12 protein-coding genes are annotated in these 17,805 nt (G+C 67.4%); 7 read left to right on the forward strand and 5 right to left on the reverse strand.

The genetic code is table 11. The annotated features are described in order from the left end of the window. Window positions 1-125 precede the first annotated feature (125 nt). The 4 genes from ABDJ85_RS14735 to ABDJ85_RS14750 all read left to right on the forward strand — a co-directional run bounded on the left by ABDJ85_RS14735 (window position 126) and on the right by ABDJ85_RS14750 (window position 6,217). Entirely contained in the window at window positions 126-2,684 is a 2,559-nt protein-coding gene (locus tag ABDJ85_RS14735) for a PAS domain-containing sensor histidine kinase (RefSeq protein WP_347705546.1), read from the forward strand. After that, complete coding sequence (locus ABDJ85_RS14740; RefSeq protein ID WP_347705547.1) at window positions 2,681-3,304, forward strand: response regulator transcription factor; 624 nt, start codon at window positions 2,681-2,683, stop codon at window positions 3,302-3,304. The genes ABDJ85_RS14735 and ABDJ85_RS14740 overlap by 4 nt, the downstream gene beginning before the upstream one ends. Before the next feature lie 61 nt (window positions 3,305-3,365). Further along, the gene (gene folD / locus ABDJ85_RS14745; protein ID WP_347705548.1) at window positions 3,366-4,217 is read left to right on the forward strand and encodes a bifunctional methylenetetrahydrofolate dehydrogenase/methenyltetrahydrofolate cyclohydrolase FolD; all 852 of its coding nucleotides are present in this window, start codon (window positions 3,366-3,368) and stop codon (window positions 4,215-4,217) included. Then, on the forward strand, window positions 4,214-6,217 hold the full coding sequence (locus tag ABDJ85_RS14750) for a M3 family metallopeptidase (protein ID WP_347705549.1): 2,004 nt from the start codon (window positions 4,214-4,216) through the stop codon (window positions 6,215-6,217). Before folD ends, ABDJ85_RS14750 begins: the two co-directional genes overlap by 4 nt. A gap of 181 nt (window positions 6,218-6,398) precedes the next feature. On the opposite strand, the gene ABDJ85_RS14755 is transcribed toward ABDJ85_RS14750, so the two are convergent. The 5 genes from ABDJ85_RS14755 to hrpA all read right to left on the reverse strand — a co-directional run bounded on the left by ABDJ85_RS14755 (window position 6,399) and on the right by hrpA (window position 15,529). Next, window positions 6,399-7,007, reverse strand: coding sequence for a nucleoside/nucleotide kinase family protein (locus tag ABDJ85_RS14755; protein WP_347705550.1), 609 nt, complete (start codon window positions 7,005-7,007; stop codon window positions 6,399-6,401). Between the two features lie 95 nt (window positions 7,008-7,102). Next, on the reverse strand, window positions 7,103-7,621 hold the full coding sequence (locus ABDJ85_RS14760) for a hypothetical protein (protein WP_347705551.1): 519 nt from the start codon (window positions 7,619-7,621) through the stop codon (window positions 7,103-7,105). Beyond that, the gene (locus tag ABDJ85_RS14765; protein ID WP_347705552.1) at window positions 7,618-10,410 is read right to left on the reverse strand and encodes a M16 family metallopeptidase; all 2,793 of its coding nucleotides are present in this window, start codon (window positions 10,408-10,410) and stop codon (window positions 7,618-7,620) included. Before ABDJ85_RS14765 ends, ABDJ85_RS14760 begins: the two co-directional genes overlap by 4 nt. Before the next feature lie 73 nt (window positions 10,411-10,483). Continuing rightward, window positions 10,484-11,677, reverse strand: coding sequence for an MFS transporter (locus ABDJ85_RS14770; RefSeq protein ID WP_347705553.1), 1,194 nt, complete (start codon window positions 11,675-11,677; stop codon window positions 10,484-10,486). A 3-nt stretch (window positions 11,678-11,680) separates the two neighbouring features. Beyond that, window positions 11,681-15,529 carry an ATP-dependent RNA helicase HrpA gene (gene hrpA, locus ABDJ85_RS14775; RefSeq protein WP_347705554.1) on the reverse strand — a complete coding sequence of 1,283 codons (3,849 nt, stop codon included), beginning with the start codon at window positions 15,527-15,529 and terminating at the stop codon, window positions 11,681-11,683. 37 nt (window positions 15,530-15,566) lie between these two features. On the opposite strand from hrpA, the gene argA reads away from it, so the two are divergent. From argA to ABDJ85_RS14790, 3 genes are all read left to right on the forward strand, one after another. After that, window positions 15,567-16,916, forward strand: a complete 1,350-nt coding sequence (argA, locus tag ABDJ85_RS14780; RefSeq protein ID WP_347705555.1) for an amino-acid N-acetyltransferase — start codon at window positions 15,567-15,569, stop codon at window positions 16,914-16,916. A gap of 49 nt (window positions 16,917-16,965) precedes the next feature. Beyond that, entirely contained in the window at window positions 16,966-17,244 is a 279-nt protein-coding gene (locus tag ABDJ85_RS14785; RefSeq protein WP_347705556.1) for an oxidative damage protection protein, read from the forward strand. A 164-nt stretch (window positions 17,245-17,408) separates the two neighbouring features. Further along, window positions 17,409-17,705, forward strand: a complete 297-nt coding sequence (locus ABDJ85_RS14790) for an H-NS histone family protein (RefSeq protein WP_347705717.1) — start codon at window positions 17,409-17,411, stop codon at window positions 17,703-17,705. Window positions 17,706-17,805 lie beyond the last annotated feature (100 nt).

Genomic DNA, 17,805 nt, shown 5'->3' on the forward strand with positions numbered 1-17,805 from the left:
AGGCTCGTTCAAATTTCCAAATGGCGCGACTTGATTTCACATTATGAATTTGCCTGTGCGATCTGCCCGCCCCTACGGGGAGTCCTGCAGGGGCGGTGAGCGGGGCAGCCGGGATAATTCGAGCCATGTCTTTCCTGTCCCGCCCGCTGGACTCCTTGTCTCCAGAGCCGCTGCGGCGGCGCCTCGCGCTTTGGTGGCGCCGGCAGTCCCCCGCCCGGCAGGACCGCCTGGCCACGCTGGGCCCCTTGGTCTCGGTGCTGCTCTTTCTGGCCGCCATCATTTCGGCCTTCTGGTACCTGCGCAACGAGGAAATCGACCGCGAGATGGAGTCGGTCAAGCGCGACACCGAGATCGCGCAGCTGGCGCTCCGCTCACGGCTGATCGACAACCAGGAGCAACTCGTCCGCCTGGCGCGCGAGGTGGTGACGCGGCAGGTGGACTCGCAGGAGTTCGTCTCGCAAGCCCAGGCACTGGCCGCCGAACGGCCCGAGATCAGCGAGATCAGTTGGGTCACGGGCCAAATGGCTTGCCGCGCCCGTGTCAGCAACGTCGGCCAGAACGCCACCAATGCCTGCCAGATCACGGCCGAGACCGGGTCGCTGCCCCGCGCCGGCCGCTCGGGGCCGCCCGAGCAAGCCTTCAACGCCGCACGGCAGCGCCGCCAGCCGGTCTACTCGCCACCGCTGATCAATTCACAGGGCGCCCCGGTCTTCCAGATCCAGGTCCCGCTGATGGACCGCAACGGATTTGCCGGCGTGCTGGTGGGCGAATACACCATCGAGGCCCTGCTGCGCTACCACGTGCCCAGCGAGGTCGCCACGCGCCACGTGATCTCGGTGATGGACGGCGACGAGCACTCACTCTCCAGCACCGTCACCCAGATGCCCGGCCAGGTGGCACGCCGCGCCGCCATCGTGCACTACGTGCCGCTGGCGCCGGCGCTGAATGGGCTGGTGCTGCGCGGCCAGGGCTGGCGCGCCGGCCTCACCTTCGTGGACAACATCCTCTTCTGGATGGTGGTAGCCCTGGCGGGCCTCACGGTGTGGATGTTGCTCGGCACCTGGCGCCACATGCGCCGCCGCACCCAGATCCAGAACGCGCTGACGCTGGAGACCAACTTCCGCCGCGCCATGGAGAACTCCATGCTGACCGGCATGCGCGCCATGGACATGGAGACGCGCATCACCTATGTGAACCCGGCCTTTTGCGCGATGACGGGTTTCTCGGAGTCCGACCTCATCGGCCGCACACCGCCCTACCCCTTCTGGCCCAACGACCGGCGCGAGGAAAACGCCCGGCTGCTGCAGCAGGAGCTGCAAGGCCGCAGCCCCTCGGGCGGCGTGGAAGTGCGCATCGCCCGCAAGGACGGCAGCACCTTTGACGCCCGCGTCTACGTCTCGCCCCTGGTGGACCACCGCGGCAAGCAGACCGGCTGGATGACCTCGATGACCAACATCACCGAGGCCAAGCGTGTGCGCGACCAGCTCTCGGCCTCGCACGAGCGCTTCACCACCGTGCTGGAGGGGCTGGACGCCGCCGTGTCCGTGCTGGGCGTGCAGCCACCCGAGCTGCTGTTTGCCAACCGCAGCTACCGGATGTGGTTTGGCGCCGACCCCGCCGGCCACGCCGTGCTGGCCGGTGGTCAGTTGGGCGGCAGCACCCCCCCACGCGGCCTGGACGAAGACCTGGACGCGGTGGACGACTACTCCGGCCTGCCCGCTGAAGCCCTGACCGAGACCGGCTCCGACCCGCGCGAGGTCTACGTCGAGTCGCTGGACATGTGGTTCGACGTCCGCAGCCGCTACCTGGCCTGGACTGACGGCCGCCTGGCGCAGATGCTGATCGCCACCGACATCACCACCCGGCGCCGCGCCGAGGCCCTTGCCGCCCAGCAGGCCGAGAAGGCCCAGGTCACCAGCCGCCTGATGACCATGGGCGAGATGGCCTCCAGCGTCGCCCACGAGCTGAACCAGCCACTCACCGCCATCGCCAACTACTGCAACGGCATGCTCAGCCGCGTGCGGGGCGACAACATCGACAAAGAGTCGCTGATGGCCGCGCTGGAAAAGACCGCCAAGCAGGCCGACCGCGCCGGCCAGATCATTCACCGCATCCGCGCCTTCGTGAAGCGCAGCGAGCCCCAGCGCCAGCCGGCCAATGCCGCCGCCATCGTCGAGGACGCCGTCGAGCTGGCCGGCATCGAGCTGCGGCGCCGCAACGTCGCCATCCACACCTACGTGGCCCAGCGTCTGCCGCAGATGCAGGTGGACCCCATCCTGATCGAACAGGTCATCATGAACCTGCTCAAGAACGCCGCCGAGGCCATCGACAACGCCGCCCTGCCGGCCTCGCGCCGCCACATCGAGCTGCGCGTCGTGCCCAAGCACAGCGCAGAGCTGGGCGGGCAGATCGAGTTCTCCGTCACCGACATGGGCCCGGGCCTGCCGGACGAGGTCATCGCCCGCATGTACGAGGCCTTTTTCTCCACCAAGGCCGATGGATTGGGCATTGGCCTAGGGTTATGCCGGTCGATCGTCGAATCTCACCAGGGGCGGATCAAAGCCGAGAACCTCTACAATGGCCCTCTCGTCGTGGGGTGTCGGTTCGCCTTCACCATCCCCGTCGAAATCCCCCGGCAGGAGCTCGCAGCCGGCGCGCGAACAGAAAGCAACAGCACCCTATGAGCCTGATCCCCAAGAAAGGCAACGTCTACGTCGTCGATGACGACGAGGCCGTTCGCGACTCCCTCCAGTGGCTGCTCGAAGGCAAGGACTACCGGGTCAAGTGCTTTGACTCTGCCGAGTCCTTCCTCTCCCGCTACGACCCGCGCGAAGTCGCCTGCCTGATTGCCGACATCCGCATGGACGGCATGACCGGCCTCGAGCTTCAAGACCGCCTGATCGAGCGCAAGAGCCCGCTGCCCATCGTCTTCATCACCGGCCACGGCGACGTGCCCATGGCAGTGCAGACCATGAAGAAGGGTGCGATGGACTTCATCGAGAAGCCCTTCAAGGAAGCCGAGTTGCTGGCCCTGGTCGAGCGCATGCTCGAACAAGCCCGCGAGGCCTTCTCCAGCCAGCAGGAAGCCGCCAGCCGCGACGCCCTGCTCGCCCGCCTGACCACCCGCGAAGCCCAGGTGCTGGAGCGCATCGTGGCCGGCCGCCTGAACAAGCAGATCGCCGACGACCTCGGCATCAGCATCAAGACGGTCGAGGCCCACCGCGCCAACATCATGGAAAAGCTCAACGCCAACACCGTGGCCGATCTGCTCAAGATCGCACTCGGCGCCACCGCCAAGGCTTGAGCCCCCGCTTTCAATCACAGAGGCCGCTGCATGCGGCCTCTTTGCTTTTAGGAGTCCCCCCATGACCGCCCAACTGATCGACGGCCTCGCCCTCGCCAAGCAACTGCGCCAAGAGGCCGCCACCCGCGCCGCCGCCCTCACCGCCCAGGGCCGCCAGCCGGGCCTGGCCGTGGTGCTGGTGGGCGACAACCCCGCCAGCCAGGTCTATGTGCGCAACAAGGTCAAGGCCTGCGAGGAAGCCGGCATCCACTCCCGCTTGGAGAAGTACGACGCCAGCATGACCGAGGCCGAACTGCTGGCCCGCGTCGATGCGCTCAACAACGACCCCAGCATCCACGGCATCCTGGTCCAGTTGCCACTGCCCAAGCACATCGACGACCACAAGGTCATCGAGTCCATCTCGCCCGCCAAGGACGTGGACGGCTTCCACATCGCCTCGGCCGGCGCCCTGGTGGTGGGTGAGCCCGGCTTCAAGGCCTGCACGCCCTATGGCTGCATGAAGATGCTGGAGCACATCGGCATGAAGGACCTGCGCGGCAAGCACGCTGTGGTCATCGGCCGCAGCAACATCGTCGGCAAGCCCATGGCCCTGATGCTGCTGGCCGCCAATGCCACCGTCACCGTCTGCCACAGCGGCACGGCCGACCTGAGGCATCACACCCGCCAGGCCGACATCGTGGTGGCCGCTGTGGGCAAGCGCAATGTGCTCACCGCAGACATGGTCAAGCCCGGCGCCGTCATCATCGACGTCGGCATGAATCGCAATGACGAAGGCAAGCTCTGCGGCGACGTCGACTTCGACGGCGTCAAGGAAGTGGCTGGCTGGATCACGCCGGTGCCCGGCGGCGTCGGCCCTATGACGATTGCGATGCTGCTGGTCAATACCCTGGAGTCTGCTGAAAGAAGTGCATGAGCAACCCCCTGCTGTCTACCGCCGCGCTGCCGGATTTCGCAGCCATCCGTCCCGAGCACATCGCGCCTGCCATCACCGAGCTGTTGGCTACTGCCCAAGCCGCGCTGGATGAAGCCACCAAGGCCGAAACGCCGGCCGACTACGACACGCTCTCGCGCATCCTCGACACCGCGACCGAGCGGCTCGGCAGCGCCTGGGGCGCCGTGGGCCACCTCAACGCCGTGGCCAACACGCCCGAGCTGCGCGAGGCCTACAACGCACAGCTGCCGGTGGTCACCGAGTTCTACACGGCGCTCGGCGCCAATGAGGCGCTCTTTGCCAAGTACAAGGCCGTGATGGCGGCGCAAGGCAGCAGCCTCAGTGCCCCACGCCGCCAGGTGCTACAGCACGCCATCCGCGACTTCGTGCTCTCGGGTGCCGAGCTGCAAGGGCCGAATCGCGAGCGCTATGCCGCCATCCAGGAGCGCAGTGCCGCGCTGCAGCAGCAGTTCAGCGAGCACGTGCTCGACGCCACCGACGGCTGGAGCCACATCGCCAGCACCGCCGACCTGGCCGGCGTCCCGCAGGACGTGCTGGACGCCACGCGCCTGGACGACGGTGGGCACAAGCTGACCCTGCACTTCCCCGTCTACCTGCCCGTGATGCAGTACGCCGAGAACCGGCAGCTGCGCGAGACCGTCTACCGCGCCTACGCCACCCGCGCCAGCGACCAGGGCGGCAAGCCGGAGCTCGACAACTCGGCCGCCATGCGCGAGATCGTCGCCCTGCGCCAGGAAGAAGCAGCGCTGCTCGGCTACGCCAACTTTGCCGAGGTCTCGCTTGCGCCCAAGATGGCCTCGACGCCGGCCGAGGTGATGCAGTTCCTGCGCGACCTGGCCCGCCGCGCCCGGCCCTTTGCCGAGAAGGACCTGGCCGAAGTGCGCGAGTTCGCCGCTCAGCAGCTGGGCCTCCCCGACCTGCAGGCCTGGGACATCCCCTTCGCCAGCGAGAAGCTCAAGGAAGCGCGCTACGCCTTCAGCGACCAGGCCGTGAAGCAGTACTTCACCGCGCCCAAGGTCGTGGCCGGGCTGTTCTCGATCATCGAACGCGTCTTCCATGTCCAGATCCGCGAGGCCCAGGCCCCGGTGTGGAACGAGACCGTGCGCTTCTTCGAGCTCACGCGCGACGGCAAGCCCATCGGCAACTTCTACCTCGACCTCTACGCCCGCACCGGCAAGCGCCCCGGCGCCTGGATGGACGAAGTACGCAGCCGCTGGCTCAAGCCCGGGGGTGAGCAGCAGTTGCCCGTGGCCCAGCTCGTTTGCAACTGCGCCTCACCCGTTGGCGACAAGCCTGCGCTGCTGACGCATGACGACGTCATCACCCTCTTCCACGAGTTCGGCCACGGCCTGCATCACCTGCTGACCCAGGTGAACGACCTCGGCGCCTCGGGCATCTCGGGTGTCGAGTGGGACGCCGTCGAGCTGCCCAGCCAGTTCATGGAGAACTTCTGCTGGGAATGGGATGTGATCACCCAGCTCAGTGGCCATGTGGACACGGGCGAGCCCCTGCCGCGCGAGCTGTTCGACAAGATGCTCGCCGCCAAGAACTTCCAGAGCGGTCTGCAGACCCTGCGCCAGATCGAGTTCGCGCTCTTCGACATGCGCCTGCACACCGAACCCGGTGTGGAAGCCGATGTGATCGGCCTGCTGCAGCAAGTGCGCGACGAGGTGGCGGTCATCAAGCCACCGGCCTTCAACCGCATGCCGCACAGCTTCAGCCACATCTTTGCGGGCGGCTATGCGGCGGGTTACTACAGCTACAAATGGGCCGAGCTGCTGAGCGCCGATGCCTGGAGCGCTTTCGAGGAAGAAGGCGTCTTCAACCCCGCCACCGGCAAGCGCTTCCTCACCGAAGTGCTGGAACGCGGCGGCTCGCGCGATGCGATGGACAACTTCAAGGCCTTCCGCGGCCGCGAGCCCACCATCGACGCGCTGCTACGCCATCAAGGCATGAGCTAAGGCAACGCTGAACAAGTCCCTCACGCGCGCCGCATCCCTGCTTTGGGCGATCTGCGGCGTTGCAAATGCTCGCTGTAGCCCGAGCTACAGCTCCGCTTTGCGCCTAGCAGCTCATCCCAAACCAGGGCTCGGCACATCGCGGGGACTTATTCAACGTCGCCTTAAGCGCGGCGCGGCCGCGTCAGGGCTCCTCGCCCTTGAGCAGCTTCTCCACGAACTCGGCGCCATGGCGGCGCGCGATCTCGTCTTGCACGATGCGGTTGTAGCCCGCTGCGCGCGCGGCGAGTACGTGCGCGGGTGTCTTGCCGCCGTCCTTGAAGCCAACCGCCCCCCCGTCCTTGCCGGCCTCGACCTTGACCGGGGCGGGGATCTCGATGAACTGCCAGTCGATGCCATAGCGCTGCTTGAGCCGGCGTTGGCGCGCCCGGTCTTCGTCGCTCGGCTTCTCGCTGCCCACCAGGCGCAGGCGCAGCTTGCCAGCGGCGATGTCCTTGCGCGCCTCGTCCTCGCCCTGGCCAAAGGCCTCGGCGGGGTTGGCAATGCGCAGGTCGACGTCGGCCACCAGCTGCGGCTTCGCCGGGATGTGGATGTGGTTGCTGGCGCGCAGCTTGTCGAAGACGACAAAGATCGTGGTGGCCGCCACCAGCGCGATGACGGCGGCCATAACGTGCACGCGGCGCAGCCCGCGGGCTTGCTGCCAGACAGGCATCTGGGCGCCGCCCGTGCGGTGGGCCGGCGCGAGGCCAGTTGCAGCGGGCGTGGGCGCCGCGCTGCTGGTCGTTGGATCCATGGTGAGGTTCAGCCTTTCCTAGGGAAACGACGGGCCGCTCCCGAGGTTCCTTAGCCCCCTCGGGGGGCCTGCCGCGTCGCGGCAGGTTCGGGGGCTCAAATACTCTGATTGTCGGCGAGGGGGGCCAAGGCGGTCCGCACGCGATCGCGCCAGGTGGCCTCGTGCTCGGGCGACCAGGTGGGCCAGTTGGGCGCCTCCGCCGCCAGCTGCGCGGCCAGTTCGCTCAGCCCCCCCGGGCTGCCGGGCAGTGCGGCCGCCAGCGTTAGCGTGGCCAGCAGCTCCTGCACGCGGCGCATGCGCGGGTAGGCCGCCATCAGCCAGCGCGCCACCTCGGGCCGCTCGCGCCACTGCGCGCTGCCAAAGCGAGCCTGGGCCTGGGCGGTAAGGCGCTGGCCGGCGCCCAAGCAGTCAAAAGCCACGCAGCCACTGAAGCCGCGCTCGATCAGGTCGTCGTGGATGGCGCAGCGGTGGTCGGCGCACAGATGCTGGCAGGGTGTTTCGGCCGGCTTGTCAAAGCCAAAACCCTGCTCGGCATCAAAGGGCGGCACCAGGCAGCACAGGCCGACGCATTGCGAGCAATCCGCTCGCAATGACGCCGGCAAGGTCGGGGTCACTTGAAGTCGCCCGCCGTCGAGATCACGAACGCCTCCGGACGCACGTGCTTGCGCCATGCCGCGTTGACCTGCTCGACCGTCAAGGCCGCCATGGCCTCGTCACGGCGCTGGGCATCCGCCCAGGTCTCGCCGTGCTCGGCCAGGATCTGCACGCCCTGGGTCAGCGAGCCCAGGTCGGCGCGCGACTGGCGGCGACCCTCAGCGATGTCCTTCTTGGCGCGGTCCAGTTCGGCGGCGGTGACGCCGCTGTCGGTCATGCGCTTGAGCTCTTCCTTGATGACGGCGACGACGCGCTCGCGCTTGTCCGGCGCATAGGTGGCGTAGAGCCCGACATTGCCGGCATTGCCCCAGTACCCGACATGCAGCCAGGCGCTCGCGCCATAGGTCAGGCCTTCCTTCTGCCGCAGGCGCTCGTTGAGCCGGCTCTCCAGGCTGCCACCACCAAAGATGTGGAAGGCCACGCGCAGGGGGATGGCATCAGCGTCCTGGTCGCTCAAGGCCAGTTGGTGGTCGAACTGCACGATGGCATTGGGCTTGTCGCGGGCAATGGCATCAAAGCGCGCAGCCGGCACGTCCTTGAACTGTGGCAGGTGGCGCACAAAGGCCGGTGCGGCCGGCTTCTTCCAGCTGCCCAGCAGCTGCTCCACGGCGGCGGCGAGCTGATCCGGCAAGGCGCCGACGACCGACACCTGCATGCGGTTGGCCGACCAGTAGTCAGTATGGAAGCTGCGCACGTCCTGCAGCGTGACGCGCTGCTGCACGGCAAGGCGCTCGTCCAGGCCCATCCAGTAGTCGGGGTGGCCGAGGCTCACACCGCGTGCCTGGTTGTAGTGCGCGCGGGCCGCTTCCTGGCGCAGAGTCTCGGGTTCCTTGCGTGAGGCCTCCATGCCAGCGAGGCTGGCCTTTTGCACGCGCTCAAAGGCGTCCTGCGGCAGGCTGGGCTCGCGCAGCAAGGCCGTCACCAGGGCCAGGGCGGGCAGCAGGGTGTCGCGCTCGGCGGTGAGGTTGACCGTCACGCCCTGGTCGCCGCTGCTGGCATTGAAGTTGGCTCGCAGCTTGATCATGGCGTCCTGCACCTGCTGCTTGCTGATCTGCGCCGTGCCCTCGTTCAGCAGCTGGGCCACCATCGCCGTGCCCAGGCGCTTGTAGGTGGTGTCGCGGTCGCCCCATTGGCCTTGGATCTGCAACTGCACGCTGTTGCCGCGCGTCTGCTTGCGCAGGGTGTGCAGCTCGATGCCGCTCGGCAGCTTGGTGCGCGTCATGCGCGACTCCAGCACGCTGGGCACGGGCTCGAGCTGTTCGCCCTCTTCCACCTTGGGCGGGCCCTTGAGTTCAGCCAGGCGAGCGTCCAGCGAGGGCGCCACCGGGATCTCGACGCGCTCCACCGCCTGCGCGGGCTCGTAACGGCCCAGCGTGCGATTGGCCGGCACGAAGTAGGCCTTGCGCACGCGCTCCACGTCGGCCAGGGTGACCTTCGGGATGTCTTCCATCAACTGGAACAGCAAGCGCCAGTCCCCCGCCGCGATCAGGCCCGAGATCTGCTGGATCAGTGCCTCGGGGTTCTTCATCTGCTGGCGGTAGCTGTTGACGGCGATGTCGCGCACGCGGGTCAGTTCGCTCTCTTCAAAGGGCTTTTGGCTGCGCCCTTCGACCAGGTCCAGCCACTGGGCCTGGATCTTGTCGACGTCGGCCCCCGGGGGCAAAAAGGCGAAGGCATTGACGGCGCCGGGGTCCACGCCGCCGATGCCGCCGATGCCGGCCGCCAAGGCCAGCTTGGTCTCGACGAACTGCTTGTAGAGCTGGCCGCTGGGCTGCAGGCTCATCAGGAGGCCGTAGACGATCAAGGGCGCCGTGTCGGGGTGGCTGACGGCGGGGATGTGATAGTTGGCCAGCAGGATGGGCTGGCCACCCACGCGCCGCACCATCACGCTGCGCTCGCCGTCCTGCGCGGGCTCCACGGTGTAGGGCACGGGCACCGGCTCAGCGGGTTTGGCGAGTAGGCCGAAGTGCTTGCCCACCAGAGCCAGCGTGGCCGCCTTGTCGAACTGGCCGGCGATCAAGAGCGTCGCGTTGTCGGGCCGGTAGAAGCGCTTGTAGAAAGCCTGGAGCTTCTCGATCGGCACGTTCTCGATGTCGCTCTTGGGGCCGATGGGCACCTTGCCATACGGGTGCCAGGTATAGGTGGCCGAGTTGACGCGCGCCACCAGCACCTGGATGGGGTTGTTCTCGCCGCGCTCGAACTCGTTGCGCACCACGGTCATCTCTTTGTCGAGATCCTCCTTGGCGACGCGGCTATTGACCATGCGGTCAGCCTCCAGGTCGAGCAGGAAGGCCAGGGTGTCCGGGTTGGCGTTGAAGGACCCGAAGTAGTTGGTGCGGTCCACCGTGGTGGTGCCGTTGAAGCGAATGCCGCGCTTGGCAAACTCGCCCGGCAGGTCGTTCTGCCGCTGGGTGCCCTTGAAGAGCATGTGCTCCAGCAAATGCGCCATGCCGTACTCGCCCGGCGCTTCATGCCGGCTGCCGACGCGGTAGGTGATGTTGACCGTGGTGGTGGTCTGCGTCGCGTCGGGGAAGAGCAGCACCTGCAGCCCATTGGGCAGCCGGTATTCCTCGATGCCGCCCATCTCGCGCACAAAGCTTGGCGCGGGAGTCGGCGCCGGTGCCACGGCCACCGGCTTGGTAGCGGGGGCGTCCTTCTTGGCGGGTTTGGCCCACACCGGCGTGGCAGCCAGGCCGAGACTGAGCAATAGCGCGGGCAGCGCCGGGATCGCGAGCAAATGGCGTTTCAAGTGAACTCCCAAGTGGGCCCCCAGCCTTGGAGGCGGGGGCGATTCTGGCTCAGAGCAACGGCCAGGCCGGTCGTCATAAAGGTGATGAATCCCCACCCGCCGCCTCACGCGCACCGGCACCTTGCAGCTTGCGCGCCGGCCACTGCGCGGCCGACAGGGCCACGGCCATCAGCCACAGCGGCATGGCCGGCACGGTGGCGGCCGCCAGCAGGCCAAAGCCCGTGGGCATACTGACAGTGGCGCTGTTGATGACCAGCATGCGCAGGCCCAGGGCCTGGCCCTGGCGGTCGGGCGGGGTGGCGTGGTGCATCATCGACAGCACCATGGGCTGCACCGACCCGAGCGCCATGCCCAGCAGGCCGGAGCCCAGCATCAGCCCGACAGTGCCGGGCAGCCAGGCATAGGCCACCAGCACGCCGGCGGCCAGCAGCATGGCACCGCGCAGCGCGCGCACTTCGTCGATGCGGTCGCCATAGCGCACGATGACCAGGCGGATCAAGGTGGCCGCCGTGGCAAAGCTGCCCAGCACCAAGCCGATGCTGGACGCCGAGAGCCCGCGCGCATAGCCCACCACGGGCACCACGAAGATGTGCGCGTCCCAGCAGGCCGAGAGCGCCAGGTTCACCAGCAGGATGCGGCGCAGCATGGGCAGTTTGAGCAGGTCCCAGGCGGCACGCTCGCGGCTGTCGGCATGCGGCGGGGCGGGCGTCACGCGCGGCACGCCCAGCGCCACCAGCCAGGCCACGGGCGGCAGCAGCGCGGCCAGGCAGAAGGCGGCCTTCACGCCCCAGCCGTCGATCAAGAAGCCGGTCACCACGGGCGCCAGCGCATTCGACAGCGCCGGCCCCAGCGCCAGCCAGCTGAAGATCTGTTTCAGCTCGGCAGGCTCGGCCGCCATCTGCCCGGCCTCGCGCTGGATGGCGACGATGGCCATCGAGATGGCGCCGCCGCTGCACAGGCAGGAGATCGCCAGCGTCCACACCGCTTCGTGCAGCAGCACCGACAGCGCGCCCGCCGTGGCCAACAGCACGGCAATGCCCAGCGGCCGGTGCAGGCCAAAGCGGTCAGCCAGATGGCCGGCCCAGAGCGACAGGAAGATGGGCCCCACCGCGAACAGGCTGAGCATCATGCCCACCGCCGACTCGCCATAGCCGCCGCGCAGCACCCACAGGCTGGCGGTGATGCGCGTCACCGCCATGCACGAGTGCACAAAGATGATGGTGAGGATCACCCAGCGGATGGCGGCGCGGCGGGCGTGCGTGCTCATCTGTCAGGCCTGCCCGATCTGCTGCCAGACCTTTTCCAGCCGCTTCACGCTCACCGGCTGCGGCGTGCGCAGCTCCTGCGCGAAGAGGCTGACGCGCAGCTCCTCCAGCTGCCAGCGGAAGTCCTCCAGCCGCGCATCGCGCACGCCCTTGAGCTCGGCCACGCGGCGGGTGTAGCGCTGCTCCAGGGCCTTGGCTTCCTGCATCAGCTTGGCGTCACGGGGCGCATCGGCGCGCTGCTTGTCGAGCCGGGCGGTGATGGCCTTGAGGTAGCGCGGCAGGTATTGCAGCTGCTGCCAGGGCGTCTCCAGCACGAAGCGCTTGGGCACCAGGCGCTGTAGCTGGGCGGCGATGTCGTCCTGCACGTCCTTCGGGGGACGCGCGTCCTTGAGCTTGCGGCTGGCGGTGCTGAACTCCTGCAGCGCCACGTGCACAGCGCGTGCCACTTCCTGGGCAATGAGGTTGAGGCGGGCCCGGCCTTCGTCCAAGCGCCGCTTGAAGCTGAGGGCGTCAAGCGGCAGCGGCTCGGCCAGGAAGGCGCGGTCCAGCGCGATGCCGACGATCTGGTCGCGCAGCTCGTCGGGCGTGCCCAGGCCCATGTAGAGCACGGCCATGCGCTGCAGGTCGGGGATGTTTTTGTCGAGGTACTTGAGCGGCTCCTTGAGCTGCAGGGCGATGAGCCGGCGCAGGCCGACACGGTGCTTGGCAGCGGCGACCTCGGGCTCGTCAAAGACCTCAATCTCGACGTGCGCGCCCTTGTCGATCAGGGCGGGGAAGCCGATCAGGCTCTGGCCGCCCTTGCGGACTTCCAGCAGCTCGGGCAGCTCGCCAAAGGTCCAGTCGGTGAAGCGCGTCTCTGGCGCAGCCGCAGGCGGCTTGACGACCTCGGCCCGCACGCCCTTGCCCACCACGGCGGCGGGTGCGGGCACAGGCGCCACCGGTTCAGCCGTGGGCAGCTTGAGCGCCGCCAGCGCCTGGAAGGCCGAACGCGCCTGCCCGCCCAGCTCGGCCTTGAGCACCGCGAGTTGCCGGCCCTGGCCGAGCTGGCGGCCATGCTCGTCCACCACGCGGAAGTTCATGAACAGGTGCGCGGGCAGCTGTTCGAGCTTGAAGTCGTTGCGCTGCACGGCGAGCTGCGTGCGCTCACGCACGGCCTTGAGCAAGACGTCGAGCAAGCCGCCCTGGCCAAAGGGACTGAGCTCGATGAACTCGGCCACAAAGTCAGGCAGCGGCGTGAGGCGTGCGCGCGGCTTCTGGTGCAGGCTCTTGAGCAGGGCCGTCACCTTTTGCGCCAGCATGCCGGGCACCAGCCACTCTGCGCGCTCCTCGCTGACCTGGTTCAAGGCAAAGAGCGGCACGGTGACGGTGAGGCCGTCGCGCGCGTCGCCCGGCTGGTGCAGGTAATGCGCCGCGCAATCCACGCCGCCGAGGCGCACGATCTTGGGGAAGGCATCGCTCGTGACGCCCGCCGCCTCGTGGCGCATCAGCTCGTCCTGGCTGAGCAGGAGCAGCTTGTCGCTCGACTTGCTGGCCACGCGCCACCACTTGAGCAGCGTGGTGCCCGAGTACACATCGGCCGGCAGGTGCTGGTCGTAGAAGGCGTAGATCAACTCGTCGTCGACCAGCACGTCCTGCCGGCGCGACTTGTGCTCCAGCGCCTCGACCTTGGCGATCTGCCGCCGGTTGTGGCCAATGAAGGGCAATTGCCGAACGAGGTCTTCAGGCAGCTCGTCATTGACCAGGCCCTCGCGGATGAAGATCTCGCGCGCGGTCTTGGGGTCCACGCGGCCGAAGTTCACCCGCTTGCCGCTGTAAAGCACGATGCCGTACAGCGTGGCCCGCTCCAGCGCGACGACCTCGGCGGCCTTCTTCTCCCAGTGCGGCTCCAGCAGCTGGGTCTTGATCAGGTGGCCGGCGATGGGCGGCAGCCATTGCGGCTCGATGTTGGCGAGGCCCCGGCCGTAAAGCCGCGAGGTGTCCACCAGCTCAGCGGCCACGATCCAGCGCCCGGGCTTCTTGCTCAGGTGCGCGCCCGGGTGCCGGTAGAACTTGATGCCGCGCGCGCCGAGGTACCAGTCCTCGTCATCGCTCTTGCAGCCGATGTTGCCGAGCAAGCCGGCCAGCATCGACAGGTGGACCTGCTCGTAGGTGGCGGGGCTTTGGTTAAGGCGCCAGCCGTGCTCGGCCACCACGGTGTGCAGCTGCGAGTAGACGTCGCGCCATTCACGCACGCGGCGGGGCGAGACGAAGTTCTCGCGCAGCAGCGCCTCATGCTTGCGGCTTGAGAGTTTGTGCTCGGTGCCATGGCCGCCTCGGCTCTCGTCCAGCCACTTCCAGAGCTTGAGGTAGCCCATGAACTCGGACTTCTCGTCGTCGAACTTCTTGTGCTTCTCGTCAGCGGCCTGGGCCTGCTCCTGCGGCCGGTCGCGAACGTCCTGGCCCGAGAGGGCCGAGGCGATGACCAGCACCTCGCTGAGCGCTTCGCGGTGCCGGGCCTCCAGGATCATGCGGCCCACCCGCGGGTCCAGCGGCAGGCGCGACAGCTCCTTGCCGAGCGGGGTCAGCTCGTTGGCGTCGTCGGTGGCGCCCAGCTCATTGAGCAACTGGTAGCCATCGGCAATCGCCTTGGGGCGCGGCGCCTCCAGGAAGGGGAAGCGCTCCACATCGCCCAGGTGCAGCGACTTCATCCGCAAGATCACGCCCGCCAGACTGCTGCGCAGGATCTCGGGGTCGGTGAAGCGCGGGCGCTCGTTGAACTCCTTCTCGCTGTAGAGCCGGATGCAGATGCCGTTGGACACCCGGCCGCAGCGGCCTGCGCGCTGGTTGCTGGCGGCCTGGCTGATGTTCTCGATCAGCAACTGCTCGACCTTGTTGCGGTAGCTGTAGCGCTTGACGCGCGCCAGGCCCGGATCGATCACATAGCGGATGCCCGGCACGGTCAGCGAGGTCTCGGCCACATTGGTAGCCAGCACGATGCGGCGCGCCCCATGCGACTCGAAGACCTTGTTCTGCTCGGCCTCCGAGAGGCGGGAAAACAGCGGCAGGATCTCGACCCCAGGTGGGTGATGCTTGCGTAAAGCCTCGGCCGCCTCACGGATCTCGCGCTCTCCGGGCAGGAAGACGAGCACGTCGCCCGGCCCCTCGCGCCACAGCTCGTCCACGGCGTCGCAGATGGCGTTGTTGAGGTCGTACTCGCGCGATTCTTCAAACGGCCGGTAGCGCTGCTCGACCGGGAACAGCCGGCCCGACACCATCAGCACCGGCGCCGGGCCCTTGCTCGACTCGAAATGCTTGGCAAAGCGCTCGGCATCGATGGTGGCCGAGGTGACGATGACCTTCAGGTCGGGCCGGCGCGGCAGCAGCTCGCGCAGGTAGCCGAGCAGGAAGTCGATGTTCAGGCTGCGCTCGTGGGCCTCGTCGATGATGATCGTGTCGTAGGCCTTGAGCAGCGGGTCGCTCTGGGTCTCGGCCAGCAAGATGCCGTCGGTCATCAGCTTGACCGAGGCCTCGCGCGAGAGGCGGTCCTGGAAGCGGACCTTGTAGCCCACCACCTCGCCGAGCGGCGTCTTCAGCTCCTCGGCAATGCGCTTGGCCACGCTGCTGGCGGCGATGCGGCGCGGCTGGGTGTGGCCGATCAGCCGGCCGCCATTGAGCTTGCCGCGCCCCATGGCCAACAGGATCTTGGGCAGCTGGGTCGTCTTGCCCGACCCGGTCTCGCCACAAACGATGACGACCTGATGCTCACGCAGCGCCGCTTCGATCTCGCTGCGGCGGGCCGAGACGGGCAGCGCCTCCGGAAAAGAAATGGAAAGAGCCGACGCGGATGCTCGGCTCTCTACGGACGGCGAATTCATTGAGCCCGCATTGTCCCTTGCCCGAGAATGCGCGCCCATGACTGCCACCAGCTTCGTCTTCCCCCACACCTTCGTGCCGTGGTTTCGCGCGGTGGCGCCCTACATCCACGCCTACCGAGGCGAGACCTTCGTGGTCGGGATGCCGGGCGAGCTGATCGCCGCCGGCAAGCTCAACAGCTTCGTGCAGGACCTGGCCATCATGCACGCCATGGGCATCAAGATCGTGCTGGCGCACGGCTTCCGGCCCCAGGTGAACGAGCAGCTCGCCGCCAAGGGCCAGCCAGCCCGCTACAGCCACGGCCTGCGCATCACCGACGCCGTGGCGCTGGACTGCGCGCAGGAGGCCGCCGGGCAGCTGCGCTTCGAGATCGAGGCTGCCTTCAGCCAAGGCCTGCCCAACACGCCCATGGCCAATGCCACGGTGCGTGTGGTCTCGGGCAACTTCCTCACGGCCCGCCCGGTCGGCATCGTGGACGGCGTGGACTTCCAGCACTCGGGCCTGGTGCGCCGCGTGGATGCCGCTGCCATCCAGCGCGCCATCGACACCGGCGCCATCGTGCTGCTATCGCCCTTTGGCTTCTCGCCCACCGGCGAGGCCTTCAACCTGACGATGGAAGACGTGGCCACCTCCACCGCCATCGCCCTGCAGGCCGACAAGCTGGTCTTCGTCTGCGAGTCCGCCGGCGTGCCCGAAGACCCGAACGACCCGGAGAGCCCGGTGGATACCGAGCTGGCCCTGGCCGACGCCGAGCGCATGCTCGCGAGCAGCCCGCCCTACCCATCGCCCAAGGAGGCGATGTTCTACCTGCGGCATTGCGCCCGCGCCTGCCGGGCCGGCGTCGAGCGTTCGCACATCATCCCGTTCAGCGTGGATGGCGCGCTGCTGCAGGAGGTCTACACCCACGACGGCATCGGCACCATGGTCGTCGATGAAAAGCTGGAAAGCCTGCGCGAGGCCACGTCCGACGACGTCGGCGGCATCATTGCCTTGATCGACCCCTTCGAGCGCGACGGCACCATGGTCAAACGCGATCGGAATGAAATCGAACGCGATATCCAGGCCTATACCGTCATCGAGCACGACGGCGTGATCTTCGGCTGCGCCGCGCTGTTCCCGTATGTCGAGGCCCATACCGCCGAAATGGCCGCGCTCACGGTTTCTGCCGAGGTGCAGGGCCAGGGCGATGGCGACCGCCTGCTCAAGCGCATCGAGCAGCGCGCCAAATCCATGGGCCTGGAAAGCATATTCGTGCTGACCACCCGCACCATGCACTGGTTCATCAAGCGCGGTTTCCAGACGGTCGACCCTGAATGGCTGCCCGAGGAGCGCAAGCGCAAATACAACTGGGACCGGCGCTCGCAAGTCCTTGTGAAGCGCCTGACTTGATTGGCCCGGCTACATTGCCCGCCGATTTGCTGTTGAAAAGGAATCCACCATGACCCGCACCGTTCAATGTGCTTACCTCAAGAAGGAAGCACCTGGCCTTGATTTCCCGACCTATCCCGCCCATACCGAACTCGGCAAGCGGATCTGGAATGAGGTCAGCAAGGAGGCCTGGGCCGCCTGGATGAAGCACCAGACCATGCTCGTCAATGAGAACCGCCTGAATCTGGCCGACCAACGCGCCCGCCAATATCTGGCCCGCCAGATGGAACAGTTCTTCTTTGGCGACGGAGGCGACAAACCGGCGGGATATGTTCCGCCTGCGGCCTGAAGGGCCGATCCAAGCGCGAACCCAGGGTTTCCCTTTGCTGCCAGTCTGGGCTGCGAGTATCAAATGTGGCATAAACCACGATTCAATACTTGCGATACCCAGTGGGCTTGGATTAAATTCCGCCCATCCAGATATTGGACCTTCGCAAAAAAGGGATTCAGACCATGTCCTCGCTGAAAGAACTCCTGGCGCAACGCGCCGCGCTTGACGAACAGATCAGCCAAACCAAGGACCGCGAGCGTTCCGACGCAATTGCCAAGGTCAAGACGCTGATGTCCGAATACGGCCTGACCCTGGCCGACCTGAGCACCCGCGCACCGCGCGCGGTGAAGGTTTCCAAAGTGGCACCCAAATATCGCAACCAAGCCACCGGCGAAACCTGGAGCGGCCGTGGCCTGCAGCCCAAGTGGTTGAAGGCGGCCATCGCCGGCGGCGCCAAGCTGACCGACTTCGCCATCTGAAGCTCGCGCCACGTGCGCCTGCGCCCCCAGGGCGCTAACACCTCAGGCCACCCTCGCGGTGGCCTTTTGTTTTGGGGCTTTGATTTGGGTCCAATGCGCC

The organism is Roseateles paludis (assembly GCF_039872745.1).
Lineage (GTDB): Bacteria > Pseudomonadota > Gammaproteobacteria > Burkholderiales > Burkholderiaceae_C > Pelomonas > Pelomonas paludis.